The sequence below is a fragment of the Marinobacterium profundum genome, assembly GCF_001528745.1.
Classification (GTDB): domain Bacteria; phylum Pseudomonadota; class Gammaproteobacteria; order Pseudomonadales; family Balneatricaceae; genus Marinobacterium_A; species Marinobacterium_A profundum.
On the sequence record NZ_BCNS01000120.1, the window covers coordinates 31,916 to 57,513 of the forward strand.

Sequence of the window (25,598 nt, forward strand, 5' to 3'; positions counted from 1 at the left end):
CATGACTTCCAGGCGCACCCGTGAGCGCCTGGTCCAGCGGCTGCGCGAGCAGGGCATCGCCAGCGAGGCGGTGCTGGATGTTATTCGGGACACGCCGCGGCATATCTTTATCGATGAAGCTCTGGCCCACCGTGCCTATGAAGATACGGCGCTGCCTATCGGTTTTAACCAGACTATTTCCCAGCCCTACATAGTGGCGCGCATGACCGAGCTGCTGCTCGAAGGTGGCCCCTGTGAGAAGGTGCTGGAAATCGGTACCGGGTCTGGCTACCAGACCGCTGTGCTGGCGCCACTGGTGGGGCATGTCTACAGCCTTGAGCGTATTCGCCCGCTACAGGAAAAGGCGCGCAAGCGCATGAGCCTGCTGAAGCTGCACAATGCGCAGTTACGTCACAGTGATGGTGGCATGGGCTGGCCTGCCCAGGCGCCCTTTGATGGCATTTTGGTGACCGCGGCTCCGGAGGTGGTTCCCGATGAGTTGCTGATGCAGCTGGCTATCGGTGGACGTTTGGTGATCCCCGTGGGTGGCAGCGGCGGGCAGAAACTCAAGCGCATCCGTCGTACCGGTGAGAACCAGTTCGAGACTCAGGAACTGCTGGCGGTAAAATTCGTACCCCTGGTCAGTGGCACTATTCGTTAAGGAATCAAGCATGAAACAGTCGCGTAATGGGTTTCAATACCTGTTGCTGGCCGTAAAGGGAATGTTGATGGGAGCGGCCGATGCCGTTCCGGGTGTATCCGGCGGGACCATCGCCTTCATTACCGGTATTTACGAAGAACTTATCCATTCACTGCGCAGTTTTGATATGGCTGCGCTACGACTGCTGTTTACCCGTGGGCCGGCAGCGGCCTGGCAGCATGTGAACGGCACCTTCTTACTGGTGTTGTTTGGCGGTATTCTGCTGAGCTTGCTGAGTCTGTCGCGGTTGGTGCTGTTTCTGCTTGAAACTCATGCACCGCTGCTATGGTCGTTTTTCTTTGGTCTGATAGTCGCGTCCATGTGGAGCCTGTGTCGTGCGGTGCCCAAATGGCACAGCAGCGTGCTGGTGTCCTTTGCTACAGGCGCCGTGGTTGCTTACGCTGTGACCCAGTTGACGCCCTCTGCGTTGGAAGCCACGCCGCTGTTTGTATTTTTCAGCGGCATGATTGCCATCTGCGCCATGATTCTGCCGGGTATCTCCGGCAGTTTCATTCTGTTGCTGCTGGGCATGTATACGCCGATCATGCAGGCCGTTATAGGGTTGCAGTTTCTGACTCTGGGGCTCTTTGGTGCTGGCTGCGCCATAGGGTTACTGACATTTTCCCGCGTGCTGGACTGGGCCTTTTCCCATCACCGCACAACCACACTAGCGCTGCTGGGGGGCTTTATGCTTGGCTCCCTCGGTAAGGTGTGGCCCTGGAAATACACCACTGCTTATGCCATTAACCGCCACGGTGGTGAAGTGCCGCTGGTGCAGGAAAATGTGATGCCAGCCAGCTTTGAAATGCTCACAGGGCAGGATCCAGGGCTGATCGCAGCGCTTGGCCTGATGCTTCTTGGAGTGGTGCTGGTGCTGTTGATGGACCGGGTTGGGCGGGCAAACCGACCATGAAGCGCTAGGGGCTTGCCGTGACTCAGGGAATGGGAAAGTGTGTTCTTGTTCTGATTGTCATTTTCGGGCTTGCTGCCTGTAGCGGCGGCTATGCGCCTGTGTCAGAGCGCTCCATCAACAGCAGCACGGCCAAAAGCAATAGTCGCCCGTTGCCTGAATCCGGCTCTTACAGGGTGCGAAAGGGCGATACCCTTTATTCCATCGCCTGGCGTTATAGCCTGGATTATCGCGAGCTGGCCCGCCTCAATAATATAGATTCACGTTACCGCATCTATCCAGGTCAGGCGCTGCGCCTGCAATTCGGACAGCCCGCTGTCACTAAAACATCACCGGTCAGGGCTAGTCTGCCTCTGGTAGTGACACCCCTTAATGGTCGTGTTGATGGCAGTGATAGTGCTGGCAGTGTTGCTGTACAGGCGAACGCCAATGGCGGCAACAACGCCCCAGTGCAGGAAAACCCCCGTGCGCCGGCTGCCCCGGTGCCTGCACCCGCCAAGCCTCAGGTTGTACCGACGCAGACGCTAAGCTGGCGCTGGCCAGCGGAAGGGCCGCTGCTGAACGGGTTTTCCAGTACCGCTACCAAAGGTATTAACATTGCCGGCAAGGCGGGCGACCCGGTGATTGCGGCGGGTCCAGGGCGGGTGGTTTACGCCGGTGATGGCCTGCGCGGTTATGGAATTCTGGTGATCATAAATCACAATCAGGAGTTCCTAAGTGCCTATGCGCATAACAGTCGCGTATTCGTCAAAGAAAATGATATGGTTAACGGCGGTGACAAAATCGCCGAAGTAGGTAGCAGCGGAGCTGCCAGGGATATGCTCCATTTCGAGATTAGACGAGATGGACAGCCGGTCGATCCGTTGCGGTACCTGCCCAAACGTTAGAACATAATAAGAAATATCGGTGCCTGTCTGGCGGTGAGGTTGGGTGTATGGAAAACGTTAATAACAAGGATTATGACGTGCCTGAAGACGTTTTTGAGCGGGGTTTTGAAAGCGGTAATTCCAATGACGACGATGCGGACTCCAATGACACTGAAGTGTCGGCGGCGGATAGCGGAGACGACAAGGAACCTGCATTTCTGAACAGTGGACGCGGGCGCGGTAGCCTCGCACACAAGGACCTGATGAACGCTAAATCGCTGGATGCGACGCAGCTTTATCTCAATGAAATCGGCTTCTCGCCATTACTGACGGCGGAGGAAGAGGTATATTTTTCCCGTCTCGCGCTCAAGGGTTGTGAGAAATCCCGCAAGCGCATGATCGAGAGTAACTTGCGGCTGGTGGTTAAGATCGCCCGGCGTTATCTGAATCGAGGCCTGTCTCTGCTGGATCTGATCGAAGAGGGCAACCTGGGTCTGATTCGTGCGGTAGAGAAATTTGATCCCGAGCGTGGCTTCAGGTTCTCGACCTATGCCACCTGGTGGATTCGCCAGACTATTGAGCGCGCCATCATGAACCAGACGCGCACCATTCGTCTGCCTATTCATGTGGTCAAGGAGCTCAATGTCTATCTGCGGGTAGCGCGTGAACTGGCCCAGAAGCTGGATCATGAGCCCACCGCCGAGGAAATCGCCGCCAAGGTCGACAAGCCGGTGGAAACGGTGGAGCGGATGCTTGGCCTCAACGAGCGTATCAGCTCGGTGGATATCCCGGTGGGCAAGGACTACGACAAATCCTTGCTGGACACCATTCCTGATCAGGAAAACTCTGATCCAGCCACGCTGCTGCAAAGCACCAATATCAGCGGCAACCTCGAGAAATGGCTCAATGCGCTGCCCGACAAGCATGCTGAAGTGCTGTCGCGACGTTTTGGTCTGCGAGGCTACGAAATGAGCACGCTGGAACAGGTGGGCAGTGAGATCGGGCTGACCCGCGAGCGGGTAAGGCAGATCCAGGTCGAGGCATTGCGCAAGTTGCGTGAGATCGTCGAGAAGAACGGTCTTACCGGCGAAGATTTGCTGAAGTAAGAGGCCGAGGCGCAAGGTTCAAGGTTCAAGGTTCAAAGAGCAAGATTCTCGGCGCAAAGTGCCGAGGCATAAAAAGCGGGAAATGGGCTCAATGCCATTTCCCGCTTTTTTATATCTGACAAAAGCATCCGGATGAGTTTAGCGTTCCAGCAGCTTTAGTTTGTCAGGTTTGCCGTTCCAGTCATCGGCATCCGCAGGTGCGGCTTTTTTCAGCGAGATATTGGGCCAGATCTCCGCCAGGTCTGCGTTGAGTTCCACATAAATCTGCTGCTCGTCGCTCAGGTCGTCATCCTGCAGAATCGCATCGGCCGGGCATTCCGGCTCGCAAAGGCCGCAGTCGATGCACTCATCCGGGTGTATCACCAGAAAATTGGGCCCTTCATAAAAACAGTCAACGGGACAGACCTCGACGCAGTCCGTGAATTTACACTTGATACAGTTCTCGGTTACGACAAAAGTCATGCTTGGACCTCCCGTGGCAGATTGGCCTGCTAGTGGCTGACAGTATAGATCACCCCGTGCGCACAGCGGCCACGGGGTACTGGGCTCAGGCGCCGGCCAGGGTTCTGAGCTGATAGAGCATTTCCAGGGCTTCACGTGGACTGAGATCGTCCGGATTCAGCGTCTGCAGGCGTTCGATGGCCGGGTTGGGCGCTGGTGCCGCGAACATGTCGTTCTGCACCGGGGCGTTTTTCTGCGTCTGGCGCTGCTGCAGCTGGTTCGATTCCTTTTCCAGGCTGATCAGGGTATTGCGGGCCTGCTGAATCACCTTGCGGGGAATACCCGCCAGCTGAGCTACCTGCAGCCCGTAACTCTGGCTGGCGGGTCCTTCACGTACTTCGTGCATGAAAACGATATGGTCGTTATGTTCCACGGCGGTGAGGTGCACATTAAACACCCCGGCAGATTGCTCCGGCATGGCGGTCAATTCGAAGTAATGGGTCGCGAACAGCGTCAGCGCCTTCACCTCGCCAACCAGATGGCGGGCACAGGCCCAGGCCAGCGACAGACCGTCGAAGGTACTGGTACCGCGGCCCACCTCATCCATCAGCACCAGGCTGCGATGCGTGGCGTTATGCAGGATGTTGGCGGTTTCGGTCATTTCGACCATAAAGGTGGAGCGCCCACCGGCCAGGTCATCGGAGGAGCCCATACGGGTGAAAATGCGATCGACAATACCGATGCGAGCCGATACTGCGGGTACATAGCTGCCGATATGGGCCAGCAGCGTGATAAGTGCAGCCTGGCGCATATAAGTGGATTTACCGCCCATGTTGGGGCCGGTAATGATCAGCATGCGCCGCTCGGGATTCAGTTGCAGGTCGTTGGCAACAAAAGGATCGTCCATCACGGCTTCAACCACCGGGTGGCGACCCCCTTCGATATGCAGGCCGGGTTCTTCCACCAGTTGTGGCGCACTGAAGTTCAGGCTCAGAGCCCGCTCGGCCAGGTTTGTCAGCACATCAAGTTCGGCGATGGCGGCGGCCGAGTCCTGCAGTGGTGCCAGCTGTTCGGCCAGGGTTTCGATCAGTTCCTCGTAGAGTCCCTTTTCCCGTGCCAGAGCACGGCTTCTGGCGCTCAGCGCCTTGTCCTCGAACTCCTTCAGCTCGGGAGTGATAAAGCGCTCCGCATTTTTCAGCGTTTGGCGGCGTATATAGTCGACCGGCACATCCTTGGCCTGGGACTTGGATACTTCGATAAAGTAGCCGTGCACCCGGTTATAGCCGACCTTCAGGGTGCTTATGCCGGTGGCTTCGCGCTCCCGCGTCTCAATCTTCACCAGGTAGTCGCCGGCATTCTCGCTGATGGCGCGCAGTTCATCGAGTTCGCTGTCGTAACCCTCGGCAATCACGCCGCCATCACGGATGACTACTGGTGGATTGTCGATAATGGCACGCTGCAGCACTTCGGCCAGCTGCGGAAATTCGCTGATCTGCAGTGCAAGTTCGGTGATATGAGCGCAGTCGTCGGTACGGATCTGCTGTTGCAGTCCTGGCAGAACGCCGAGCGCGTGTTTGAGTCGTTCCAGATCCCGCGGGCGGGCCGAGCGCAGCGCGATGCGTGACAGTATGCGTTCGATATCGCCGATCTGCTTGAGTTGCGGGCCAAGGTCCTCGTGGCGATAATCCTGCTGCAGCCACTGGATCGATTGCTGGCGCGCCAGCAGGGTGTTGCGACAGCGCAGCGGGCGATTCAGCCAGCGTCGCAGCATGCGACTGCCCATGGGGGTGCGTGCCTGATCCATCACCGCCGCCAGAGTATTCTCGCGTCCGCCGGCCAGGTTCAGGTCTATTTCCAGATTACGCCTGGTGGCGGCATCCAGCAGCACGCTGTCGTTCTGCTGTTCAACCTGGATGCGGCGAATATGGGGCAGGGTGCCGCGCTGGGTATCGCGGGCGTACTGCAGCAGGCAGCCCGCCGCCGCCAGTGCCACCGGCAAATGATCGCAGCCAAAGCCGGACAGGTCGTGGGTGTTGAATTGCTGGCACAGCAGGCGCTCGGCCGTATCCAGCTCAAAATTCCACGGCGCCTGGGGGCGCTGGCCGGGGCGTTTTTCCAGCAGCGCGGCCAGGGTGCTTTCCTCGTTGTACAGAATCTCGGCGGGCTTGAGGCGTTCCAGTTCGGCCCGCAGGCTGTCATCGTCACCGACCTGCATCAGGCTGAAGCGGCCGGCGCTCATGTCCAGAATCGCCAGGCCAATCGCGGATTCCCGCTTTTCCAGCGCAACGATGAGGTTATCGCGATGTTCATCCAGCAACGATTCGTCGGTGAGTGTGCCCGGAGTGACGATGCGCATGACCTTGCGCTCCACCGGCCCCTTGCTGGTGGCCGGATCCCCGACCTGTTCGCAAATGGCCACCGACTCGCCGGCCCGCACGATCTTGGCGATATAGCCGTCGGCAGCGTGGTACGGAATGCCCGCCATGGGAATCGGATTGCCGCCGGACTTGCCCCTGGCGGTCAGCGAGATGCCGAGCAGCTCAGATGCCTTGCGAGCATCGTCGTGGAAAAGCTCGTAAAAATCGCCCATGCGATAGAACAGCAGCTGATCCGGATGGTCTGCCTTGAGACGCAAATACTGCTGCATCATGGGTGTGTTCTGGTCGAGATTGCCGGGCTGAATGCTCATGGGGATAGTCGTGGCCTGGGTTGAACCCTCAGGCCGTGCAGGGCCTGAGTTGCTGGAAGAACGATGGGCCACGCATTTTACGTGATTCGGCGCGCGATTCGAAGCGAAGCGGTGATTCAGAAGCTGTGATCACGCCAAGGCTTACCTCGGAATGGTGGATACTGGAGCGCTGGGAATATGTTTTGTCCGCCATGCAGGGCACATCTCGCCGTTCGGCAGATCCGCCTGAGTGGGCGGGGATGGTGGTCGTCCGTCGGGTTTAAAGTGGCTATTGGAAAATATGATTTTGCTAAGAGCGAAACGGGTCCATCTGTGCCTTGGTGAACGCTTGCAGGTATTGCATGAGTTCGGCGGAGGCATTGACCGCAGTTTCTGCATCCTGGCTTACGAGGGCCTGCATCTGGCGGATATAGAGTCTGGTGGCGAAGGCTTGATCTTGGTCGGTTGCATAGTAACACCAGAATCGGCGGGACAGCCCCTGGGTTGTCTTGATGGAGGCGAGAATGAACTCGTTTTTAGAGGACTGGGCCAGCAAGTTGTGCATTTGCCGCAGCAGGGCCATAAAACCCTGGCGGTCGTGGCTTTCGACGGCTTCAAGTCCTTTGATGATCTCACGGATCCGCTGCTTTTCCTCTTCGAGAATCCGCTCGACTGCTTTTTCGATGCACAGACGCTCAATCAGGGCCCGCGGTTCCAGCAGCTTGAGCATGGTCATGGGGTTGAGTTCCGGGATGACCACGCCTGCACGGGAGAGGCGAACCAGGTTTTCGTTGGCGAGGCGCATCAGGGCTTCGCGAACTGGGGTTCGGCCGAGTCCGACGAAATCACTGATTTCGGTTTCGGTCATTACCAGGCCAGGCTCCAGGCGGCAATCGATGATTGCCGCTTCCAGTTCATCGTGGGCGATCTCGGCTTTGGTGCGCTTGTCTAGGGAATTTGGCATGCGCGGATTATATCCCAATTCAGCTCCAGGCCGAGTCCAAACTGCTCCTTATCTATGGCAATCATGCCGTTATCATCGATACGCAGTGGGTTTCTTACCAGTGCATTGCGCAGCAGCGAGGGGCTGGTGGAGAACTCCAGTGGCTCCACCGTAGCTTGGGCGCAGAGGAAGTGGGCATTCACCGCCAGGGTAATGTCGGTATTGTATGCATGGGGGATGATCCGCTTGCTGCCCGCCAGGCGATTTTGCAGCTTCATTACCTCACTTATGCCCCCAAACATGGTGATATCCGGTTGAGCAATATCAAAGGCTTGGGCCGCGATATAGGGTTCGAACTCCTTGCAGGTTGTAAATCCCAGGTCGCCTACCCCCACAGGGATATCTGTTATCGCCTTGAGCAGACGGTGGTCTTGCAGGTTATCCGGCTCAAAGGGCGCCTCAATCCAGCGGAAATTCAGCGCCTTGAGGATTTCCAGATAGGGTTCGAGCTGCTCCAGTCGAGTGAACTCCATGGCAACGTCCAGCATCAGCTCTGTATCGTCACCTACCATTGATCTTAGCCGCTGGAGGTTGTCGAAGGTTTTACGCCGGTCGCTCCACCAGGGTTCGACGCAAATTTTGATGCGTCGAAAGCCTCGCTCCAGGCAGCGCTGGATCTGTGGTTCAAACTCATCCGCCTCGGCCGCCATCGGATAAATGGTGGCGTAAACGGGTAACCGCGGATGTTTCAGACCGCCGAAATAATGGTGCAATGGCCGTTGCTGGCTGCGGGCGTACAGGTCCCAAAGCGCGATATCCAAAGCGCTGATGGCGTGAAGGGTCACGCCATGGCGACCGTGCCAGCTAGTGCCTGCATACATTTTTTCCCACAGCCGGCGTGGGTCATCGAGAGTTTCCCCTACCAGCAAACCGGCCAGTCCCTGGGAAAGCTGATTGTAGGAAGGCATATCGATCAGTGCCTGGATCACCCGTGGCGGCGAGTCGGTCTCGCCGATGCCGTAGAGACCATTATCACCGTGCACCACGACCAGAACATTCTGGTAGCTGCCTTCAAATCGTACGTAATTCGCCTGAGGGTCCTGCAGGCAATAGACCTCTACCCTTTCGATTTTTACGCTCATTCAGACATCTCGCAGATCAAAGGTACGGCGTTGGTAGATGAAGGGCTGCAAGGCGTCCCAGTCCAGTTCGACGCCGAGTCCCGGCAGTTCAGTGGGGTGGATATAGCCGTCAGGGTCGGGGCGAAATACCTGTTTGGCACCTACTTCGTATTTCTCGTAGGGGGCAGCCTGTTCGAAGTAGTCGCAGTTATCGTAGGCCAGCATCAGGTGCAGGTTGGCGGCCTGGGTGAGGGTATAGCCCCACGACTGCACCTCCGCTTTGAGGCCGCGCTTGCATGTCGCCTCCATCACCCTGGTGGCACCGGTATAGCCGCCGATACTGGTGACATCGAACCGGCTGCGATCCCAGCAGCCTAGCTCAAGGGCATATTCGATCAGCTGCGGATGCGGCATGGAGTTACCCCCGGCAATCACATCCAGCCGCAGTTCTGCAGCCAGTTTGCGATAGCCTGCCAAGTCACTGTCGGGCAGGGGTTCCTCAAAGAACTCCCAGTCACATTCATCCAGCAGCTTGCCCATCTCAAGCGCCTGATCGTAGTTATAGTTGCTGTCTACATCCAGGCTCCAGCCAATCGCAGTGCCGGTGAACTCGGCATGCAGCGCCTTGACCAGGGCCATGTCCTCTGTAAAGACGCAGCGGGGGTGGATTTTGATGGCGTTAAAGCCCTGCTCCAGCATGCTGTGGCAATAGGCGATATAATCCTCAACTGTTTCCAGTAGCGGACTGGAGGCATAGGCACGGACCTTGTCCTTGGCGCCGCCGAGCATTTTGTACAGAGGCAGTCCCTGGGATTTGGCCTTGGCGTCATGCAGGGCGATATCGAACAGTGACTGCGACAGGTTCTTGAGCGGCACGTAGCGTCCGGCCATATCGGCGGCGATTTCCGCAATGGCGTCAAGGGGTTTTCCGAGCAGGAACGGAGCCATCAGGCTGGCGCTGTGGAAGGCGGTCTGGTCGAATTCGTGCTCGGTATATGTCGTCAGTCCGGCGATCCCCTGCAGGCCGTTATCAAAGGTGAGCCGTGTAATGATCATGGCTTCGCACATGGGACCGAGGTGAGAGGACCAGCTGACTTTCTCGCCGTCGGGACCGACCGCGAAGAGTTCGATGGTTTGCACAATGGGCGCTTGCATCAGGCATTGTCCTCGTTCAGGTACTTGATTGTAGTAATCATCATCATCGCCAGAATCAGAAGTACAGGCAGGCCCACAATGACGGATGCGGTCTGCATGGTTTTCAGGCCTCCCAGAATCAGCAGGATGACGGGCACGATGGCGATGGCGAAACACCAGAATAAGCGGTTTGATCGTTCTGGTTCCTGGCCTTCTTCAAGCTTCCTGGTTGAAGCGCACGCCATGACGTAGGCTGCGGAGTCGAAGGTCGTGGCCAGTAGCACAATACCCGAGATCACCACGGCCAGCAGTACCAGGCCGCTTGCAGGCAGAGTCTTGAAAATTTCGATAATCGCCGGCGCAACGCCCTGGGTGTTTACCAGTTCGGAAACCGCGAGGGTCTCGGTGATCTGCAGGTTGATACCATAGCCGCCTAGAACGATGTAAAAGAGTGCGCAGCCCAGGGAACCATAGCCCAGCATGCCGAAAATCACTTCGCGGATGGTTCTGCCACGGGAGATACGGGTCACGAACATCCCCATGAAGGGTGCGTAGGCAACCCACCAGGCCCAGTAGAAAACAGTCCAGGCCTGGGGGAAGCCGCTTTGGTTGACGCTGTCGGTCCAGGTGCTCATGCGGATGTAGTTATCCAGCGCGTATCCCACGGAGTCCATGCCAAGGCTGATGATGAACTTGGTCGGGCCAACGACAAAGATGTAGGCCACGATCGCAAGGGTCACAAAGGTTGAAAAGGTGCTTAGCCGTTTAATGCCCTTGGACAGCCCCAGGCCACTGCTGAAGGTAAAGATGGCGGTGCAGACCAGGATTGCCATCAGGTCCATATGCAGGCCGCCTGCAACACCGAGCAGTTCCGCCAGCGCGCCGCTGATCATGGGTGTGCCCAGGCCGAGCGACGTCGCCGCTGCGCCCAGGACGCCGAATACAAACAGATAGTTGATGACCGTGCCCAGAGGCCCATCCACCAGATTGCCCATGGCTCCGCGGCAGGACTCGCTGATTTCGTAAATGTGCTTCTGGCGTACATAGTAGATGTAGGACATGGCGATAGTGGGCACAGCGTAGATTGCCCATGCCGTTGGCCCCCAGTGAAAAATGCCATACGCCTGGGCCACGGTGTACATCTCTTTCGTTTGTGCATCTAGCCCGAAGGGCGTCCAGGCGAAGTGGTAGCCCCACTCTGTGCCACCCCATAGCACCAGCCCTGAAGCGATACCTGCCAGAAAGACCATGGCCCCCCAGGCGCCTTTGGAGAATTCGGCGGTGGCATTTTTGTCTGCACTGAGCTTGATATTCCCATGGCGGGAGCAGGCCAGCGAGAGCATGAATACCAGAGATACCAGGCCGAGACCCAAGAAGGCAAAATCGAAGGTGCTGGTCATCCATTCGAAAATGCTGGTGATGATTGTTTTACCCTGCTCAGGGAAAATCACCAGCGGGATAACGGCCGCGAGGATAATCAGCAGGCTGATAACCTGCATTCTGCGGTTCGTTTCGATGCCGGTCACAGGCGGTTCGGGCGTTTCAGAGGTGATTGAACCGGTATCAATCGCTAGATTCATTGTATTTGTAGTCATAGCACGACCTTAGGTTTTTATAGTTTTGATTCGCAGCGCAGGCGCTCTGGCCAAAGCCAAAGACTTTCCTAGCGCATCAGTTCAGCGATCTGGACGCCGTCAATGGATTGAAAGTCGATGTCTTCCTTGAGCGAAAGGTCGGCGGCCAGGGCAGCCGCGCGACCGTATTCAAAGCACTGGGCTGTTACCCTGCAACTGGCCAGGGCTTCGTGCTCACTGCTCAGGCAGCGGCCTGCAACGATCAGGTTGCGGCCGATTCTGGGGACCAGGGTGTGGAAGGGCACTTCGTAGTAGTCCTCAACCAGCCACTCGGTTCTGGGTTTGTCGCCGTAGTGAAGTTCGATGGGCCAGGACGTGCGCGCAATACCGTCATCGAACTTGCGTGTGTTGACAACGTCGTCGTTGGTCAAGCGTGCTATACCGTCGATGGAGCGGGTCTGACGGACCCCAACCTCGGTGGCGTAGTCGATAAAGTAGGCATTTTCGCACCCGGGGATATTGGACTTCATAAAGTTGAAGAAAGCTTCGGCCTGATAGATGGAAAACTGTTCGGCCTCGGTGTGATCGACCGGATCCGTGACATTCAGGGCGCGCTTGTCAAAGCCGGTGATTTTGGTGGCATTGACCAGCAACTCACCCGGGTTGACGGTAGGGAATAACCACACCTTTTTTCGCAGGAGTTCGTCGCGAGCCTCCAGCATGCTTACCACCTTGGGAGGGGAAATCGTATCCTGCCCCCAGTACTCCAGGTACTGGGCCATATTGACGTTACCCACCTTGAACATCATGGTGGGGTTCTGGATAACACCCTTGTCACCGGTGCTGGTTTTCAGCCCCATCTTGTACACCACATCTGCGTCGCCACTGGCATCGATCACTTTGTGTGCGTAGACGGAGGTAAAGCCCGATTTGGTGTGCAATACCATTCCTTTAAGCTCATCGTTCTCAGAGATCACATCGATCATCTGGGTGTGATAGAGCACTGTCACGCCGGCACTGCGCAGCAGCGTGGTAGCGACTTTCTTGTATTTGGCGCAGTCGTGCGTGGCAACCCAGGTCTTGCCGTAGATCTGCGGTTCCGTCAAGCCTCCTTCGCGGTAGAGGGCGTCGCGAAAGCGCTCTGCGAAACCAAAGATGATTTGCTCGGGTGTTGCCTTTGCCGGGTCGTTCACCGTCAGGTAGAGGCCGCAGATGGTGCCGGAAAGACCCGCGACAGCAGCACCGCCACAGAACCCCAGCCTCTCGATTAGCAGTACGCGATAGCCTTGCTCGCCGGCGGTAACGGCCGCGGCAATACCTGCAGGGCCTCCGCCTACCACGATCACATCAAACTCACCGAAGCGGGGGAGATGGCTCTTGAAACCGCTCGGCAGGTTTTGGGTATAGATCATTTTTGAGCCTCCATAGAGGAAATTGCTTATAGATATCTTTTAAATATATTTAAGATATATTTAGAATAATGCTGATGTTTGGTGCCTGTCAAGAACTTCATCAGATGGGATTATTCGGGAATAGCTGTGTGCTTTTATAATTCTAATAAATTCAATTAGTTATAAAATAAACTCATAAGGCTGGCGTAGCCTCGTGGGTTATCGATGCCGGGGGCCGTGTAAGGGAGGGTCAAGGTCAACTCAAGGCATGCGCAGCATGGTTTTTAGATCAGTGCGCGTTTGAGTGGTATTAGCAGGATCCTGGCATTGATTGTACCTGGCGATGCAGACGGAGCACTGGGCTTCAAACTCTGTAACCAAGGGTTCAGGTCTATGCATCCAGTGGATCGATAGCGCCTTTCAGAACACAGGCAGAGGGTTGGGATAATGTTGCTATTGCGGATGTGAATGAGGGGCGGCGCGCAAGACGACGCATGAGTACAATCAGGCCTGCTTGCCGGGTGGAGAAAACCACCTGTTCGGTATCCATACCGCCATGGCGGGCCGGCTTTGTATTGTGGGCGGTGGCCTGCCGGTTATTGTTGAGGGCGAAGTCGTAGGAGGGATCGGCTTGAGTTCTGGCTCACCTCAGCAGGATATGGAGTGCGCGCAGGCGGGTCTGGAGCATTTTTACAAGGGCATCAACCCGCCAGGCTAACAGGCGCTCAGTGCTGGATATCGTTCAGGTTCCAGTCGTAGTCCAGAAAATCAATCTCGATGTTGCCGGAGCCCAGGCGCTGAAGCTGGGTTTCGCTCAGGCCCAGCGCATCGGCATAGAGTGCCAGAAACTGTTCCAGTGACTGTGCCCCGCGCCAGCCGGCAGCAAAGTCGTCTTTGTACCATTTGAAAATGGACGACACTTCAAGTCGCTGCGCGGTGTTGCGGTTACGGCTTGAATCCTGCAAGAACAGCTGTGTCTGCTGTTCCAGTTGTTGTTCGAGTGTGTTGCCATTGTAAGCCTCCGCCTTCAGTGCGGGACAGCCAATGCTGGCGCAGTTCACGGCAAAGTGAATGCGCGGATCCTGGTAGCGTTTGGAGCCACGAATGAGGCCATGTTCGATGTCATCCAGAGAACGCTCTTTGCCAAGCAGTGGGATAAATACCTTCTTCCAGGGCGATTGAAACAGGCTCCCAAGCTCCTTGATGGATGTCAGGTCGGGGTAGGCACCGAGTATCAGCTCGACGGTCCAGGCATTGTAGGCATTGATCAGAAAGGCGAGCTGCTCGTCCTTTGGCCAGCTGTCGAATTGGTGCTGCTGAACTTCCGACAGTCGTGCCAAATAGGCAGAAAGCTGTGGCCGTTCCTGCGCCATACCTTTGTAGTCGAGCTGTGTGGCGCGGCCGTGCTGGAGTTCGAGTACATGGGCTTTGAGCAATCGGTCCCAGTCGCTGTGGTCGAAAGTATCCGCGACGCTGTGCTGCACAGTGAACATGCTCAGGATCAATAGCATCAGCAGTTTGTACATTGTGTATTCCTGTTCTGGATAAATGCATGGCGGCTTTTATGATCGTTGACGCTGTTTCGATCTCCATCTCTTCCTTGAACTTGAACGATTGTTCAGGATGGTCTGTGATGGGTGATGTTGAGCGATCGCTCAATAAAAGTCAATACACAGGCGCAGAGCATGAGTAACTACGTTAATCACCTGGCGGATACGCCGGTCGACAGCAGGTTCGCAAGCTTTGTCTGACGGCACCAGGGGGCACTTGTGTCTCCGTCTGTTCGGCCGAGCAGGGTACGCGGAATTTTGCAGCGTCAGGAGCACTCAAGATATACTGGCGGCATATTCGAAAACAGGTTAATCCGATGGTTCATGTCGCCAAATTTGATCGTGACACTGTGGTCAGAAGTGCCATGGCGCTTTTCTGGCAGAAAGGGTTTGGCGGAACCTCGACGCGGGATCTGCAGCAGGCGCTCAATATGCATCCAGGCAGTATTTATGCTGCTTTTGGCAACAAGGCAGGGCTCTATCGCGAAGCGCTGGACGCCTACGCAGACGGTATGGGAGGCGAACTACTGGCGCAGGTCGAGCGGTTTTATAAGTCCGAAGGACATTGAGTCCCGAGACGTCGCTTAAAGCTGTATCCACAATTGATGCTCAGGAAATTGCTGCCATATGTTGTTCATTAACGGCGCTAAGGCGTGTTCATCCTGGGCGTTTATGGGCGCCTCTAGTCAGCTGGGTTCTGCCGGCAGCTTAATCTGCCGTGCGGCCGCCTCATTCAGCATCCGCCGCAGTACATTCAGTTCGTCCACTTCTTCCCGAGAATAAAAGCGTACGGTGGCGTCTCTATTGGGAGTGCGGTCGACGATTTTTTTGCGCTCAAGGGTAGCAAGTAATCGCGAATAACTTTGAATGTGTTTCGGGCTGAATTGATTCGGGTGCTCTTTTCTATAAAACAGTTACATGATTTAGTGTAGTTAAGCGCCCTGGTGGGTTATGGGCCGCAGGCGCCTTTGGCCCAGTGCATGGATTTACAACGACGAGATCCAGCCCAGTCCTTCGGCTGTCGTGGCTTTTGGCTTGTATTCGCAACCGACAAATCCCTGGTAGTCGGCGGCGTCGATCTGTTCAAGGACATAGCGGTAATTGAGTTCGCCGACATTGGGCTCGTTGCGGCCCGGTACGCCGGCAATTTGGATGTGGTCGATATAGCGCAGCAGTTTGCGGAATGTGGCCACAACATTGCCCTGCATCATCTGGCAGTGATAACAGTCAAATTGCAAGCGCACATTTGGCTCGTTGATTAAGTCGATCAAGGCCGCGCCATCTTCCTGCAGATTGACGAAATAGCCAGGCATGTCCAGGTTGTTGATTGGCTCCACCAGTATGGTCAGGCCCTCTTTCTGTGCTCTGCGGGCGGCATGGCGGAGGTTCTGCACATAAGTGGCCTTTGCGTCTTCATAGGCAAGATTAGCGGGCAGCAGGCCGGCCATCACATGGAGTCGCTTGTTGCCCAGAACCTTGGCATAGACGAGCGCTGTTTCGATTCCCGCTGCGAACTCCTGCTCCCGACCCGGCAGGCAGGCGATGCCACGCTCGCCCGCATTCCAGTCGCCAGGTGGTGCGTTGAACAGGGCTTGAGTGAGGCCGAAGGGATTCAGCCGCGCCCTGATTTCGTGCGGCTCGAAATCATAGGGAAGCAAATATTCGACCGAACGGAAGCCGGCTTTTGCGGCCGCTTCAAAGCGGTCGAGAAAGGGTAGCTCGGTGAACAGCATTGACAGGTTAGCAGCAAGATTTGCCATCATCGGCCTCTTTGGCAACGAATACCTGGTTTAACTCGTCGACCTGATCCTGTGTTAACAGGCGTGGACGCAGCCCTTGCAGAAGAATAAACAGCTTGGCTGTTTCTTCCAGCTCTTCGATCGCATAGACCGCGGCTTCCAGAGTTTTGGCCGCGACTATAGGGCCGTGATTGGACAGCAGTACGGCACGGTAGTCGGCCGCGACTTTGGCTATATCGTCCCCCAGTCGTTTGTCACCAGGCCGGCGGTAAGGCGTCAGCGCCACCTTTCCGAAACGCATGACAGAGTAGGGCGTTAGCGGCGGCAGCACATCCATTGGATCGACATCCGGGAGGCAGGCCACTGCGGTGGAGTAGGTCGAGTGCAAGTGCACGATCACCCTGTCATGTGGGCGCCTATTGAGAAAGGCCTCGTGCAGGAAAAATTCCTTGGAGGGGGGCTGGCCCGATAGCAGGTTGCCCTGCTGGTCCAGCCGGGAGATCTCGACCGGGTCGAGATTGCCCAGGCAGCAGTTGGTGGGCGTCATCAGCCAGCCGTCGTCGAGGCGCACGCTGATATTGCCGGAACTTCCGGCTGTCAGTCCGCGCTCGAAAATCGAGCGGCCGAAATAGGCAATCTGTTCTCGCAGGCTTGTCTCGTTCGCGCTCATTGCATCATCCCCTGAGTCAGCGGTACGCCGGGCGTAATAGTTGCTGTGGCCGGCCGTTGGTTGTCTTGCGGCGGCTTCAGGCTCGGATTACCGGCGCGGCCGCTGCTGTAGTCACGCTCAAATATGGATTTGGTAATCTCTATCATTTCCGGGCGCAGAGAAAATTCAGTCAAGATAAAACTCCTGGGCTTTGGCAAAGAACTGCTCATCACCGAAATTACCTGATTTGAGTGCCAGGGACAGCGGCTTGTCCAGTGCCCGCACCCAGGGTACCCCAGGGGCGATCTGCGGTCCGATGTTAAAGCCGGATACGCCGAGCGCTTGGGTCACAATGCCGGAGGTTTCGCCGCCGGCCACGATAAACTTATTGAAGTTCTTGCCGGTAAGGCGGGCCGCCACGGTAGCAAAAGTCCCCTCTATAGCTTCACTGGCGCAGGCCGCGCCGTAGTTGGCCTGGATGCGGGCGAGCTCTGCGGCTGGCTGGGTGGCATACAGCATGGGGGCCGGGGTAGCGGGCTGGGCAAACACCCAATCAGCCAGCTCGGCGGCATAGGCCTCGGGCATATCAATGCAACGGGCCGCGTCCACTAGCTGGTGAGGCGCCTGGTTTTTGTAGGCCGCCACCTGGGCATTGGTCACCTCAGAGCAGGAGCCGGACAGCACCACGGCACGGCCACCGGAGACTGGTGCACCCTGCTCCCGGGCTCCGGCAGCGCCCTTGCCGCCGGTAGCGAATTGAGCCAGGCCTGCCCCGAGGCCTGAGCCGCCGGTTACCAGCTTCAGCTCGCTTACCGCTTCGCCCAACACAGTCAGGTCGACCGTGGTCAGGGTGTCGATCACGGCATAATTCACGCCATCCGCCTGAAGCTCGTTCAGCTTATTCTTCACCACAGTTGCGCCGGCCAGCACTGCGTTGTAATCCACCAGGCCAACTTTTCCCTTGGCCTGGCGCGTCATTAGGCGCTGCAAATTGGCATCCTTCATCGGAGTCACCGGGTGAGCCTTCATGCCGGACTCGTTGAGCGGCACACCGTTCACGAACAGGTTGCCGTGGCAGACGGTGCGGCTGTTCACTGGCAGTGCCGGGCAGATCACGGTGAAACGCTCGCCCAGTGCCTCGAGCAGCGCGTCGGTAACCGGGCCGATATTCCCCTCGGCGGTGGAGTCGAAAGTGGAGCAGTATTTGAAGAAGAATCGGCCGCAATTCAGGGCTTTCAGTTGCTGCAGCGCCGCCAGGGAGTCTGCCACCGCCTGCGCTACCGCGCAGGAGCGGCTCTTCAGGGAGATAACGACGACGTCCACGTCCTCCGACACCTGAGCCGGGCCGTGGCCGATCAGTTGGGTCACGCGCCAGCCGTTTTCCACCATGAAGCCGGCGATGTCGGTCGCGCCGGTGAAGTCATCGGCTATTATACCTAAACGTTGTGCCATCTTTTTTCCTTGACCTGGATTGAAAATAAGTCAGTTGTTGCCACTCTTTATAGAGTGCTTGGCAAGAATAGAGATATCTCGGGGATAAAGGTGATCAGTAGCAAGGCAAAAATCATGGCAAGTACCCAACCCATAATAGCCTTGGATAGCTCGCTAAATGGAATATTCCCCACCTGGGCGGCCATAAATAGGTTGGCACCCAATGGTGGAGTAATAAAGCCAATCGCGAGGTTTACTACCAATACAATGCCAAAGTGTACTGGGTTCATGCCAAAGGACATGACTACCGGTAAGAGTATGGGGGTAAGGATCACTACTGCGGCTAATGTTTCTAGGAAAGTCCCTACAATCAATAATAATAAATTGATGGCAAGTAGTACCAGGATCTTATTATCAGTTAGCGATAGGATGAACTGCGAAATTTGCGACGGAATGTGCTCTATGGTTAGGATGCGGCCAAAAGCAACTGAAGCGCCTACTATGACCATTACCGTTGCTACTAATAGGGATGATTCTAAAAGCAGCTTGGGGAGCCTGATAAGGCTGATTTCCTTATAGACAAACAGACTCAGTACCAGACCATATATTAGCGCAACAGCTGCGGACTCGGTTGGGGTGAAGAGGCCGGAATAAATACCGCCAAGTACGATCAGGGGTAATAGCAACGCAGCTTTGGCTTGGTTTAGTGCTTGCCAGCGTTGACCCCAAGATGATTTTTCTGGAAGGCCGCTATAGCCCCGGCGATGAGCCTGAATAAGGGAATAGAGCAACAAAATTATTCCAACCAGGAGTCCTGGGAGAATACCAGCCATAAACATATCGGATACGGATACGCCGGCCACAATTGCATAGACGATCATGACTACGCTCGGCGGGATGATTACCCCTATGCCTCCTGCGGCAGCTACCATCGAGCCTGCGTAGGCTCTATCGTAGCCTTGTTTGACCATCGCCGGAATCATCGAAAGTCCAATAGCCGCGACGGTTGCTGAACCAGTGCCGGAGATGGCGCCAAAGAAAATGCAGGCCACTATGGTGACTATCCCCAGACCACCGGTAAAGTGGCCGAAAAAAGTTTGAGCCACCTGGAGTAGGCGATTGGAAATACCACCCTGGCTCATTAAATTGCCGGCGATGGTGAATAATATTACCGCGAGTAGCGGAAATGAGTCGAGACTGGCGACCAAGCCTTGCGTAAAGAACTCGAAATTGAGGAAGGGCAAGGTCATGATTGCGAGCAGACTGGCGCTGCCAAGAGCAATACCGATAGGTACGCCGATCAGAAGCAGGGTAATAAATGATCCAAAGAGAATGGCGGATGTCATAATTTCAACTTACCCCGGGGCTATGGCGTTGACGTTTTTTGTTCTATTTCGATATTTTTTGGCTTTACCATCAGCCAAAGGTGTGCCTGGGCTCTAATGTTCGGCAGTAGTCGGATCAGGCAGAGAGCGCTGCTAACCACCACGGAGGCATAAAGTACAGCTATGGGTACCTCTAATGCCGGCGCGATTTGGCCAAGCTCTAGGCTGCGTATGCATACCCTGTAGCCATAGTAAACCACCAATGTTGAGTAGAGCGCGAATATGATATCAGCCAGCATCATAAAAAAGGCTTTACCTCTTGCCGGTAATAGATCGATCAACAGGGTTACCCGGATGTGTCTATCTCCTCGGACGGCGTAGCTAATTCCTAAGTAGATGGCCCATACGAAGAGGTACCGGGCCATCTCGCCTGACCAAGGCAGGTTCATATTAAATGGACGTAGCAGGATTTCAGCGAACACTAAGATCGTCATCAGTGATACCGACAATACAATCAGTGAGGGTTCGAAGTATTCATCTAAGCAGTGAATGACCTTTTTCATACTTATTATAAAGGCATCCGAAGATGCCTTTCTCCTTGAAGAAGATACTGCTAGGCCCTAGCGGGTGCCAGCAATGGCATTGAGGACGGTCTGATAGAGAGCGTCACCGGTTTTTGATCTGATATCGCTCTCAATGGCGTTGTTTAATTTTTCTTTCAGTTGAGCCCGAGTTTCAGCATTCACTACATTTACTTCCATGCCGGCTTTTTTCAGTATGGCCACAGTTTCCTGGTTTTGCTGCTCTGACAGTTCTCGCTGAAGTGTGATGGCTTCTTGTGCAACCTCATTGATGAGGCTCTGTTGCTCATCACTTAGGTTGTCCCAGAACTCCTTGTTAGTGAACCATACGTGATTGCTGTACATGTGCTCAGTTAATGATAGGTACTTTTGGGCCTCAAAGAAGCGCTGGGTATGAACGGATAGCAATGCGCTTTCCTGACCCTGAATTAGGCCTTGTTGTAAAGAGGTATAGATCTCTCCCCAAGCCAGGGGTTGGGGAGCTGCTCCGATGGCTCGCCAGGCCGAAATCTGACTTGGATTGGCAGCAGAACGGATTTTCAATCCACTAAAATCTTCAAGGCTATTCAATGGGCGAGAGCTATTGGTGAAGCTGCGAAAGCCGAGTTCCATGTATCCAATACCGTGAAAGCCTTTGCTCTCCATAGCGTCAAGCAATGCTTGGCCGGCTTCTCCGTCCAGTACTTGGTGGGCTTGCTCGCGGTTGTCGAATAAGTAGAACAGATCCAAGACGTTGAACTCAGGCACATAAGGTGACATCAACACTGAGGCGGCAGTGGTCATCTGCAGGTTGTTCTGCTGCACCATTTCGGTAGTTTCCCGTACCCCGCCAAGTTGGCCAGCGGGATAAATATCAACCGCAAAATCACCGTTGGAGCGCTTATTTAACTCTTCCTTAAAGTGCAATAAACCCTGATGCAATGGAGAGCTTTCCTGGCTGTCATGGGCAATCCGGATGGCAGTGGCTGCCTGGGTTGAGCCTATGAACAGGCAGGTCGCCATGGTGGTCGCTATTATTTTGAATATGGGTTTCATATTTGACCTCGCTATAACGCAGCTTAGCGGCTGCACCGGTTTCTACATGAGACTGTGGTCTTCATGCCAGGGCTTACGACCATCTAAATTTCGATGGGTACGTATTCACAATCCTAGATGCATACTTGATTTAAAACAATACCTGTTTTTACTGTAACTTGTAAATTTTCATTACAGTCAATAGGCGCGTGTAATGTTTTCGTATTGTTTGTTTGGAAATCAACGACTTGGTTTTGTTTTTTTGTTTTTTTCTTGTTTTCGTCGGCTCATATATGTTGATATTTGTATTGATTTGTGTTTATGAGGTGTCGTGGCTCTCCGTTGCTGTCGTTCTTGTGCTGCGTAAATCGAAAAAACTTGACAGAGGTTTTATGAATACGTATTCATATGGCGTCTTTTACTTATCGAGAGTAACCTCATGTTTATCGATCAAGCTACCGCCGATGCACGGCTTATCAAGAAGGCCGAATACAGCGCCTGCACAGAAGCTTTTCTTGACTGCCGTTTGCCGGGTTCGGTCCCTAAGGAAAATTACTCACTTATCGGCCCTGGGGTGACCCAGAGCAGGAGCCAAGTTATCAACCTGCGTGAGCCCCACGGCTTCAACATCGGTGCGGCGGCCATGCCAAACGGTATCACCAATAACTTGCATATCCATTTTACTGCAGAGGTATTCTTGTGTTTGCGCGGCGAATGGCTATTTCGGTGTGGTCCCAACGGGGAGCAGGCAACCTATCTGGCAAAGGCGGGGGATGTATTTTCGGTTCCGACCTGGATCTTTCGCGGTTTCACCAACGTAGGGCCTGATGATGGCTGGCTGTTTACCTGTCTGGGCGGTGATGACACCGGAGGTGTGATCTGGAGTCCTGATATCATGCGTGCCGCCAATGAATCCGGCCTTTACCTAAGTGAGGAGAATGCTCTGGTCGATGTTGCCAGCGGTGAGACTCTCCCTGAAGGCCAGTCTTATATCAAGCCGTTTCCCCAGGAAGCTATCGACGAGTTGCGAGTCGTTTCACCGGAGGAAATTCGACGTCGAATCGTTACACGGGAAGAGCGTCAGTTCTCGGATCGAGCCGTGCTTGACTCTGTATTGCCAGGGCATGGCGCTGAGCTGGCTCCCATCATTGGTTATGGAATCACCCAGGATCGCAACCAGCATCCCGCAATAACCACGCCTCATGGTTTCACCATCGAGTGGCTCAGGATTCCAGTTGGCAAGACCATGGGAAGCTTCCGCATTGCCGAAAAAATGGTGCTTATCCAAACACAGGGCCAGATGCGTATTGATTACAACCAGGGTGCCCCGGCAGTAACGGTTGAGATGAGTGCGGAAGATACCTGCTCCATTGACGGTCAGATCTGGCGCCAGTTTACCAATATTGGTGAAGAGCCCGTGGAGTGCCTGTTAATCACTGCCGGAGATCAGCGCAAGCACCCGGAATTTTCACCCGAGCTGGTTCAGGCTGCCTACGAGGCGGGGCTGGAGCGGGATGCCTATGGCTATCTGGTGAAAACGGGACTTATCATCAACAATACCCTGCTTAAGGTGTGACCATGCGTGCTAACCCATTGCTTCATCATTTCCGGGCTCGGGCCACTCGGCCCCTAATCAATGCCTGGATGTCACTACCTGATAGCTATGCCGCCGAGGTGATAGGTCATGCCGGTGTAGACAGCGTAACAGTAGATCTGCAGCATGGGATGATGGGCTTTGATCAAATGCTGCCCATGTTGCAGGCCATTTCCTCTACGCCTGCTACCCCTTTGGTGCGGGTGTCTACCTGTGAGCCTGCTACCATCATGAAGGTACTTGATGCGGGTGCCTACGGTATCATTTGTCCTCAGGTCGATAATGCTGAGATATGTCGACGCTTTGTGTCTGCTTGTCTATATCCGCCTAGCGGTAATCGTTCTTTTGGGCCTTCCCGTGGGTTGACCTATGGTGGTTCTGATTATGTGACTAAATCCGAAGGTGAATTGTTGTTATTGGCGATGATTGAATCGCGAGAAGCCTTGGATAACCTGGACGATATCTTAGATGTTCCTGGTCTGAGTGGTATCTACATAGGTCCTAATGATCTGGCGCTCAGTATGGGGTATATGCCAGGAGTGGTTATAACAGAGGTGGAGCAGGCGATCGAGCGGGTATTGCAAACTGCGTTGTCACGCGGTCTGTTCGTCGGCATTTTCTGTGCAGATGAATGTAACGCCAAAAAAAGGGTTGAGCAGGGGTTCCATCTAGTCACTCCAGGTAATGATGCTGGCATATTACGCAAGAGCTATCAGTACTATTGTCAGTCCCTGTGTGGCGTGCAAGAAAGTTGGGGTCAAAATGGAGGTTACTGATGGGTCTGCCTCTGGTGTTGTTGCCTGGCTCTCTATGTGATGAGAGAGTCTGGAGGTCTGTAATCTCATCATTGCCTGAGGGGCAGGAAGTACTTACTCCGGCTTTGGGTCATGCGCAGTGTTGGGATCAGGAGATTGAGGCGTTGCTGTCCAGACTGCCATTGCGTTTTGATCTCGCAGGCTTCTCGTTAGGGGGGATTGCCGCCCTCGCTCTTGCCCGGAAAGCGCCAGAACGGTTAGGAAAATTGCTGCTGGTGGCAAGCACCAGTCGAGATGACCCACCTGCTGCGCAGGAGCGGCGAAGTGCGCTATTGCAGCAGGCTTATGAGAACGGCAGCCCGGCGCTGTTGGCGATGGGGCAAGTTGCAGAGCCTGACCTCAGTCAGTTAAGCCTTTCTTCACGAGCGCTTCTGCAACAAATGGCACGTGAAATGCCGCTAGAGCGTTTTGCCTGCCAGACTATGTTGGCATGCACCCGCAGTGATAGTCGGTCTTGGCTGGGTTTTGCGACTATGCGTGTGCGGGTGATTTACGGTGATGCCGACCCTTTCTGCCCAGTGGATCGACAGCAAGAAATACTAGATCTGGTTCCATTCGCAGAGAAGAGAGTGATAGCTGGCGGTGGGCACTGGCTACCACTCACTCACCCGGAACTGCTGGCGGCTTGCCTGGTAGCCTAGTGTGGTACCCTTGACTTAGAATGTCTCCTCTTATTACGAGACAATAGCGGCAGGATGTATAAAGGTGATTGAGTCGGATAAGCCTCTGGCGCAAAAAAATAGGAATCGGGTTTCAACTTCCATAGATGTTGCAAAGCTGGCCGGGGTATCACAATCAGCTGTCTCCCGAGCTTTTACTCCCGGCGGCAGCGTGTCGGAAGAAACTCGAGCCAAGGTACTAAAAGCAGCCAAAGCACTCGGCTATAGGCCTAATGCCTTTGCTAAAGGTCTGATCACGCAACAATCTGGACTCATCGGGATTGTATTTCCTAGTACTCAGTCTCCAATTTACACACAGGCGCTGCAGTATTTGACCAGGGCGCTAGTGGCAGAAGGCTACTCCAGCATACTTATCCCCTTCGATACTTATGCGGATGGTGATCACTCGATTCCGCAGTTATTCCATTACAGGGTCGAAGGTGTCATCGTGATGTCCTCGACCTTAGAGTCACACTTAGTGGAAGAATGCTTGGATTTAAACATCCCTGTCGTGCAGCTTGGTAGGGTGGCTAGAGGAGCTAATACTAACTGTGTGGTCTGTGACAATGCCAGCGGTGGTGTAATGGCAGCCGAGCTGCTGGTGGCGCGAGGCTGTCTCCGACCCGCTTTTATCGCAGGGGATCACGCCACATCCACTAACAGGGAGCGTGAGAGCGGTTTTTGTCGACGTATCGAGCAACTGCTTGGATACCCCCCCTTAGTCTATCAGGCCAATTTTAGTTATGAAGCGGGGGGGGCTGCCGCGCGTGAGTTACTGGTTATGCCCTCGCCACCTGACGGCCTTTTTTGCGCAACCGATTTGATCGCTATTGGGGTGATGGATGTTGCGCGTGAGATGGGGTTATCTATTCCTGATCAGCTGCAACTGATCGGATTCGATGACATTCCTCAAGCTGCTTGGGTTGGTTATCAACTCACCACTTTTAGCCAAGACATTGAACGTATTGCGGAAGAGTCTGTACGTATACTGCTGTGTCAGATCAAGAGGGACGATAACCGCTGCACTCACCTCATTTTACCTGTCACTTTAGTGCAGCGTGGCACCCTTCGCGAATTGACTGGCTAACCTAGTTCCGAGAGGTAACTGGCCGTAACCGACCGTAAGCGAACGGCGATCACACCTTGTCAGCTGGCGCTTTCCAGTTGTGCGGAAGTAGCTCGCCGATTGCACTCGCCTTTTGGGTCGGTAGCCGGGTCAGCACATCTTTCAGATAGGCATAGGGTTCATGCCCATTCAACTTGGCGGACTGGATCAGGCTCATGATGGCGGCGGCACGCTGGCCACTGCGCAATGAGCCCGCGAACAACCAGTTTTTGCGCCCGAGCGCCCAAGGTCGCATCAGGTTTTCCACCCGATTGTTGTCGATCGGGATAGCGCCATCATCAA

25 protein-coding genes and 1 pseudogene are annotated in these 25,598 nt (G+C 55.0%); 10 read left to right on the forward strand and 16 right to left on the reverse strand.

Going from position 1 to position 25,598, the window contains the following annotated elements; genetic code table 11:
- The first annotated feature begins 1 nt into the window (after position 1).
- Genes MPRO_RS12775 through rpoS form a run of 4 tightly spaced genes read left to right on the forward strand, consistent with a single transcriptional unit; the run spans position 2 to position 3,561 of the window.
- Positions 2–640 (forward strand): protein-L-isoaspartate(D-aspartate) O-methyltransferase, encoded by a 639-nt coding sequence (locus MPRO_RS12775; RefSeq protein WP_216821303.1) that lies wholly within the window; start codon positions 2–4, stop codon positions 638–640.
- A 10-nt stretch (positions 641–650) separates the two neighbouring features.
- Complete coding sequence (locus MPRO_RS12780; RefSeq protein WP_067292987.1) at positions 651–1,592, forward strand: polyprenyl-phosphate transporter; 942 nt, start codon at positions 651–653, stop codon at positions 1,590–1,592.
- Between the two features lie 29 nt (positions 1,593–1,621).
- Positions 1,622–2,476 carry a peptidoglycan DD-metalloendopeptidase family protein gene (locus MPRO_RS12785; protein WP_082708731.1) on the forward strand — a complete coding sequence of 285 codons (855 nt, stop codon included), beginning with the start codon at positions 1,622–1,624 and terminating at the stop codon, positions 2,474–2,476.
- Between the two features lie 47 nt (positions 2,477–2,523).
- Positions 2,524–3,561, forward strand: coding sequence for an RNA polymerase sigma factor RpoS (gene rpoS, locus MPRO_RS12790; protein ID WP_067292994.1), 1,038 nt, complete (start codon positions 2,524–2,526; stop codon positions 3,559–3,561).
- Between the two features lie 138 nt (positions 3,562–3,699).
- On the opposite strand, the gene fdxA is transcribed toward rpoS, so the two are convergent.
- The 7 genes from fdxA to MPRO_RS12825 all read right to left on the reverse strand — a co-directional run bounded on the left by fdxA (position 3,700) and on the right by MPRO_RS12825 (position 12,854).
- The gene (fdxA, locus tag MPRO_RS12795; RefSeq protein ID WP_067292997.1) at positions 3,700–4,023 is read right to left on the reverse strand and encodes a ferredoxin FdxA; all 324 of its coding nucleotides are present in this window, start codon (positions 4,021–4,023) and stop codon (positions 3,700–3,702) included.
- Positions 4,024–4,108: 85 nt separating this feature from the next.
- Complete coding sequence (gene mutS / locus MPRO_RS12800; protein WP_067293000.1) at positions 4,109–6,691, reverse strand: DNA mismatch repair protein MutS; 2,583 nt, start codon at positions 6,689–6,691, stop codon at positions 4,109–4,111.
- A 289-nt stretch (positions 6,692–6,980) separates the two neighbouring features.
- Positions 6,981–7,634: a GntR family transcriptional regulator gene (locus tag MPRO_RS12805; RefSeq protein ID WP_067293003.1), complete on the reverse strand. Its 654-nt coding sequence runs from the start codon at positions 7,632–7,634 to the stop codon at positions 6,981–6,983.
- Complete coding sequence (locus MPRO_RS12810; protein WP_067293006.1) at positions 7,619–8,755, reverse strand: mandelate racemase/muconate lactonizing enzyme family protein; 1,137 nt, start codon at positions 8,753–8,755, stop codon at positions 7,619–7,621. The genes MPRO_RS12805 and MPRO_RS12810 overlap by 16 nt, the downstream gene beginning before the upstream one ends.
- Positions 8,756–9,889 carry a mandelate racemase/muconate lactonizing enzyme family protein gene (locus tag MPRO_RS12815; protein ID WP_067293009.1) on the reverse strand — a complete coding sequence of 378 codons (1,134 nt, stop codon included), beginning with the start codon at positions 9,887–9,889 and terminating at the stop codon, positions 8,756–8,758.
- Complete coding sequence (locus MPRO_RS12820; RefSeq protein ID WP_067293012.1) at positions 9,889–11,448, reverse strand: BCCT family transporter; 1,560 nt, start codon at positions 11,446–11,448, stop codon at positions 9,889–9,891. Before MPRO_RS12820 ends, MPRO_RS12815 begins: the two co-directional genes overlap by 1 nt.
- 83 nt (positions 11,449–11,531) lie before the next feature.
- Positions 11,532–12,854, reverse strand: a complete 1,323-nt coding sequence (locus tag MPRO_RS12825) for an FAD-dependent oxidoreductase (RefSeq protein WP_102136305.1) — start codon at positions 12,852–12,854, stop codon at positions 11,532–11,534.
- A 472-nt stretch (positions 12,855–13,326) separates the two neighbouring features.
- On the opposite strand from MPRO_RS12825, the pseudogene MPRO_RS12830 reads away from it, so the two are divergent.
- A pseudogene (locus MPRO_RS12830) lies at positions 13,327–13,551 on the forward strand (GlcG/HbpS family heme-binding protein); the annotation flags it as partial.
- Between the two features lie 7 nt (positions 13,552–13,558).
- Here MPRO_RS12830 and MPRO_RS12835 read toward each other — a convergent pair.
- On the reverse strand, positions 13,559–14,359 hold the full coding sequence (locus MPRO_RS12835; RefSeq protein ID WP_067293015.1) for a DUF547 domain-containing protein: 801 nt from the start codon (positions 14,357–14,359) through the stop codon (positions 13,559–13,561).
- Between the two features lie 341 nt (positions 14,360–14,700).
- Here MPRO_RS12835 and MPRO_RS12840 point away from each other — a divergent pair, with 341 nt between their 5' ends.
- The gene (locus MPRO_RS12840) at positions 14,701–14,952 is read left to right on the forward strand and encodes a TetR/AcrR family transcriptional regulator (protein ID WP_067293017.1); all 252 of its coding nucleotides are present in this window, start codon (positions 14,701–14,703) and stop codon (positions 14,950–14,952) included.
- A gap of 417 nt (positions 14,953–15,369) precedes the next feature.
- Here the strand turns inward: MPRO_RS12840 and otnI are convergent, their stop codons facing one another.
- Genes otnI through MPRO_RS12870 form a run of 7 tightly spaced genes read right to left on the reverse strand, consistent with a single transcriptional unit; the run spans position 15,370 to position 21,143 of the window.
- A complete protein-coding gene (otnI, locus tag MPRO_RS12845) occupies positions 15,370–16,146 on the reverse strand; it encodes a 2-oxo-tetronate isomerase (protein WP_369406730.1) in 777 nt (258 codons plus the stop codon).
- Positions 16,124–16,792 carry a 3-oxo-tetronate 4-phosphate decarboxylase gene (gene otnC / locus MPRO_RS12850; RefSeq protein WP_067293023.1) on the reverse strand — a complete coding sequence of 223 codons (669 nt, stop codon included), beginning with the start codon at positions 16,790–16,792 and terminating at the stop codon, positions 16,124–16,126. The genes otnI and otnC overlap by 23 nt, the downstream gene beginning before the upstream one ends.
- Positions 16,789–16,965: a hypothetical protein gene (locus tag MPRO_RS25810; RefSeq protein ID WP_158651810.1), complete on the reverse strand. Its 177-nt coding sequence runs from the start codon at positions 16,963–16,965 to the stop codon at positions 16,789–16,791. The genes otnC and MPRO_RS25810 overlap by 4 nt, the downstream gene beginning before the upstream one ends.
- Entirely contained in the window at positions 16,958–18,223 is a 1,266-nt protein-coding gene (gene otnK, locus MPRO_RS12855) for a 3-oxo-tetronate kinase (RefSeq protein ID WP_067293026.1), read from the reverse strand. Before otnK ends, MPRO_RS25810 begins: the two co-directional genes overlap by 8 nt.
- 47 nt (positions 18,224–18,270) lie before the next feature.
- Positions 18,271–19,548, reverse strand: coding sequence for a TRAP transporter large permease (locus tag MPRO_RS12860; RefSeq protein ID WP_067293029.1), 1,278 nt, complete (start codon positions 19,546–19,548; stop codon positions 18,271–18,273).
- Positions 19,549–19,568: 20 nt separating this feature from the next.
- A complete protein-coding gene (locus tag MPRO_RS12865) occupies positions 19,569–20,090 on the reverse strand; it encodes a TRAP transporter small permease (protein WP_067293032.1) in 522 nt (173 codons plus the stop codon).
- A 57-nt stretch (positions 20,091–20,147) separates the two neighbouring features.
- On the reverse strand, positions 20,148–21,143 hold the full coding sequence (locus tag MPRO_RS12870; RefSeq protein WP_067293035.1) for a TRAP transporter substrate-binding protein: 996 nt from the start codon (positions 21,141–21,143) through the stop codon (positions 20,148–20,150).
- A gap of 418 nt (positions 21,144–21,561) precedes the next feature.
- On the opposite strand from MPRO_RS12870, the gene MPRO_RS12875 reads away from it, so the two are divergent.
- The 4 genes from MPRO_RS12875 (at position 21,562) to MPRO_RS12890 (ending at position 25,277) form a co-directional block, all read left to right on the forward strand.
- The gene (locus MPRO_RS12875; protein WP_067293038.1) at positions 21,562–22,698 is read left to right on the forward strand and encodes a cupin domain-containing protein; all 1,137 of its coding nucleotides are present in this window, start codon (positions 21,562–21,564) and stop codon (positions 22,696–22,698) included.
- A 68-nt stretch (positions 22,699–22,766) separates the two neighbouring features.
- Positions 22,767–23,492 carry an HpcH/HpaI aldolase family protein gene (locus tag MPRO_RS12880; protein WP_216821301.1) on the forward strand — a complete coding sequence of 242 codons (726 nt, stop codon included), beginning with the start codon at positions 22,767–22,769 and terminating at the stop codon, positions 23,490–23,492.
- Complete coding sequence (locus MPRO_RS12885) at positions 23,492–24,172, forward strand: alpha/beta fold hydrolase (protein ID WP_067293044.1); 681 nt, start codon at positions 23,492–23,494, stop codon at positions 24,170–24,172. The genes MPRO_RS12880 and MPRO_RS12885 overlap by 1 nt, the downstream gene beginning before the upstream one ends.
- A gap of 64 nt (positions 24,173–24,236) precedes the next feature.
- Entirely contained in the window at positions 24,237–25,277 is a 1,041-nt protein-coding gene (locus tag MPRO_RS12890) for a LacI family DNA-binding transcriptional regulator (protein ID WP_216821302.1), read from the forward strand.
- A 49-nt stretch (positions 25,278–25,326) separates the two neighbouring features.
- On the opposite strand, the gene MPRO_RS12895 is transcribed toward MPRO_RS12890, so the two are convergent.
- Positions 25,327–25,598 (reverse strand): transposase domain-containing protein (locus MPRO_RS12895; protein ID WP_158651811.1); only part of this gene is annotated, 272 nt, incomplete at its 5' end.

Bases quoted from the DNA above. Each gene is read 5' to 3' on its own strand.
- MPRO_RS12775 (WP_216821303.1), top strand. From the start codon at position 2: ATGACTTCCAGGCGCACCCGTGAGCGCCTGGTCCAGCGGCTGCGCGAG.
- MPRO_RS12780 (WP_067292987.1), top strand. From the start codon at position 651: ATGAAACAGTCGCGTAATGGGTTTCAATACCTGTTGCTGGCCGTAAAG.
- MPRO_RS12785 (WP_082708731.1), top strand. From the start codon at position 1,622: ATGGGAAAGTGTGTTCTTGTTCTGATTGTCATTTTCGGGCTTGCTGCC.
- rpoS (WP_067292994.1), top strand. From the start codon at position 2,524: ATGGAAAACGTTAATAACAAGGATTATGACGTGCCTGAAGACGTTTTT.
- fdxA (WP_067292997.1), bottom strand. From the start codon at position 4,023: ATGACTTTTGTCGTAACCGAGAACTGTATCAAGTGTAAATTCACGGAC.
- mutS (WP_067293000.1), bottom strand. From the start codon at position 6,691: ATGAGCATTCAGCCCGGCAATCTCGACCAGAACACACCCATGATGCAG.
- MPRO_RS12805 (WP_067293003.1), bottom strand. From the start codon at position 7,634: ATGCCAAATTCCCTAGACAAGCGCACCAAAGCCGAGATCGCCCACGAT.
- MPRO_RS12810 (WP_067293006.1), bottom strand. From the start codon at position 8,755: ATGAGCGTAAAAATCGAAAGGGTAGAGGTCTATTGCCTGCAGGACCCT.
- MPRO_RS12815 (WP_067293009.1), bottom strand. From the start codon at position 9,889: ATGCAAGCGCCCATTGTGCAAACCATCGAACTCTTCGCGGTCGGTCCC.
- MPRO_RS12820 (WP_067293012.1), bottom strand. From the start codon at position 11,448: ATGAATCTAGCGATTGATACCGGTTCAATCACCTCTGAAACGCCCGAA.
- MPRO_RS12825 (WP_102136305.1), bottom strand. From the start codon at position 12,854: ATGATCTATACCCAAAACCTGCCGAGCGGTTTCAAGAGCCATCTCCCC.
- MPRO_RS12835 (WP_067293015.1), bottom strand. From the start codon at position 14,359: ATGTACAAACTGCTGATGCTATTGATCCTGAGCATGTTCACTGTGCAG.
- MPRO_RS12840 (WP_067293017.1), top strand. From the start codon at position 14,701: ATGGTTCATGTCGCCAAATTTGATCGTGACACTGTGGTCAGAAGTGCC.
- otnI (WP_369406730.1), bottom strand. From the start codon at position 16,146: ATGATGGCAAATCTTGCTGCTAACCTGTCAATGCTGTTCACCGAGCTA.
- otnC (WP_067293023.1), bottom strand. From the start codon at position 16,792: ATGAGCGCGAACGAGACAAGCCTGCGAGAACAGATTGCCTATTTCGGC.
- otnK (WP_067293026.1), bottom strand. From the start codon at position 18,223: ATGGCACAACGTTTAGGTATAATAGCCGATGACTTCACCGGCGCGACC.
- MPRO_RS12860 (WP_067293029.1), bottom strand. From the start codon at position 19,548: ATGACATCCGCCATTCTCTTTGGATCATTTATTACCCTGCTTCTGATC.
- MPRO_RS12865 (WP_067293032.1), bottom strand. From the start codon at position 20,090: ATGAAAAAGGTCATTCACTGCTTAGATGAATACTTCGAACCCTCACTG.
- MPRO_RS12870 (WP_067293035.1), bottom strand. From the start codon at position 21,143: ATGAAACCCATATTCAAAATAATAGCGACCACCATGGCGACCTGCCTG.
- MPRO_RS12875 (WP_067293038.1), top strand. From the start codon at position 21,562: ATGTTTATCGATCAAGCTACCGCCGATGCACGGCTTATCAAGAAGGCC.
- MPRO_RS12880 (WP_216821301.1), top strand. From the start codon at position 22,767: ATGTCACTACCTGATAGCTATGCCGCCGAGGTGATAGGTCATGCCGGT.
- MPRO_RS12885 (WP_067293044.1), top strand. From the start codon at position 23,492: ATGGGTCTGCCTCTGGTGTTGTTGCCTGGCTCTCTATGTGATGAGAGA.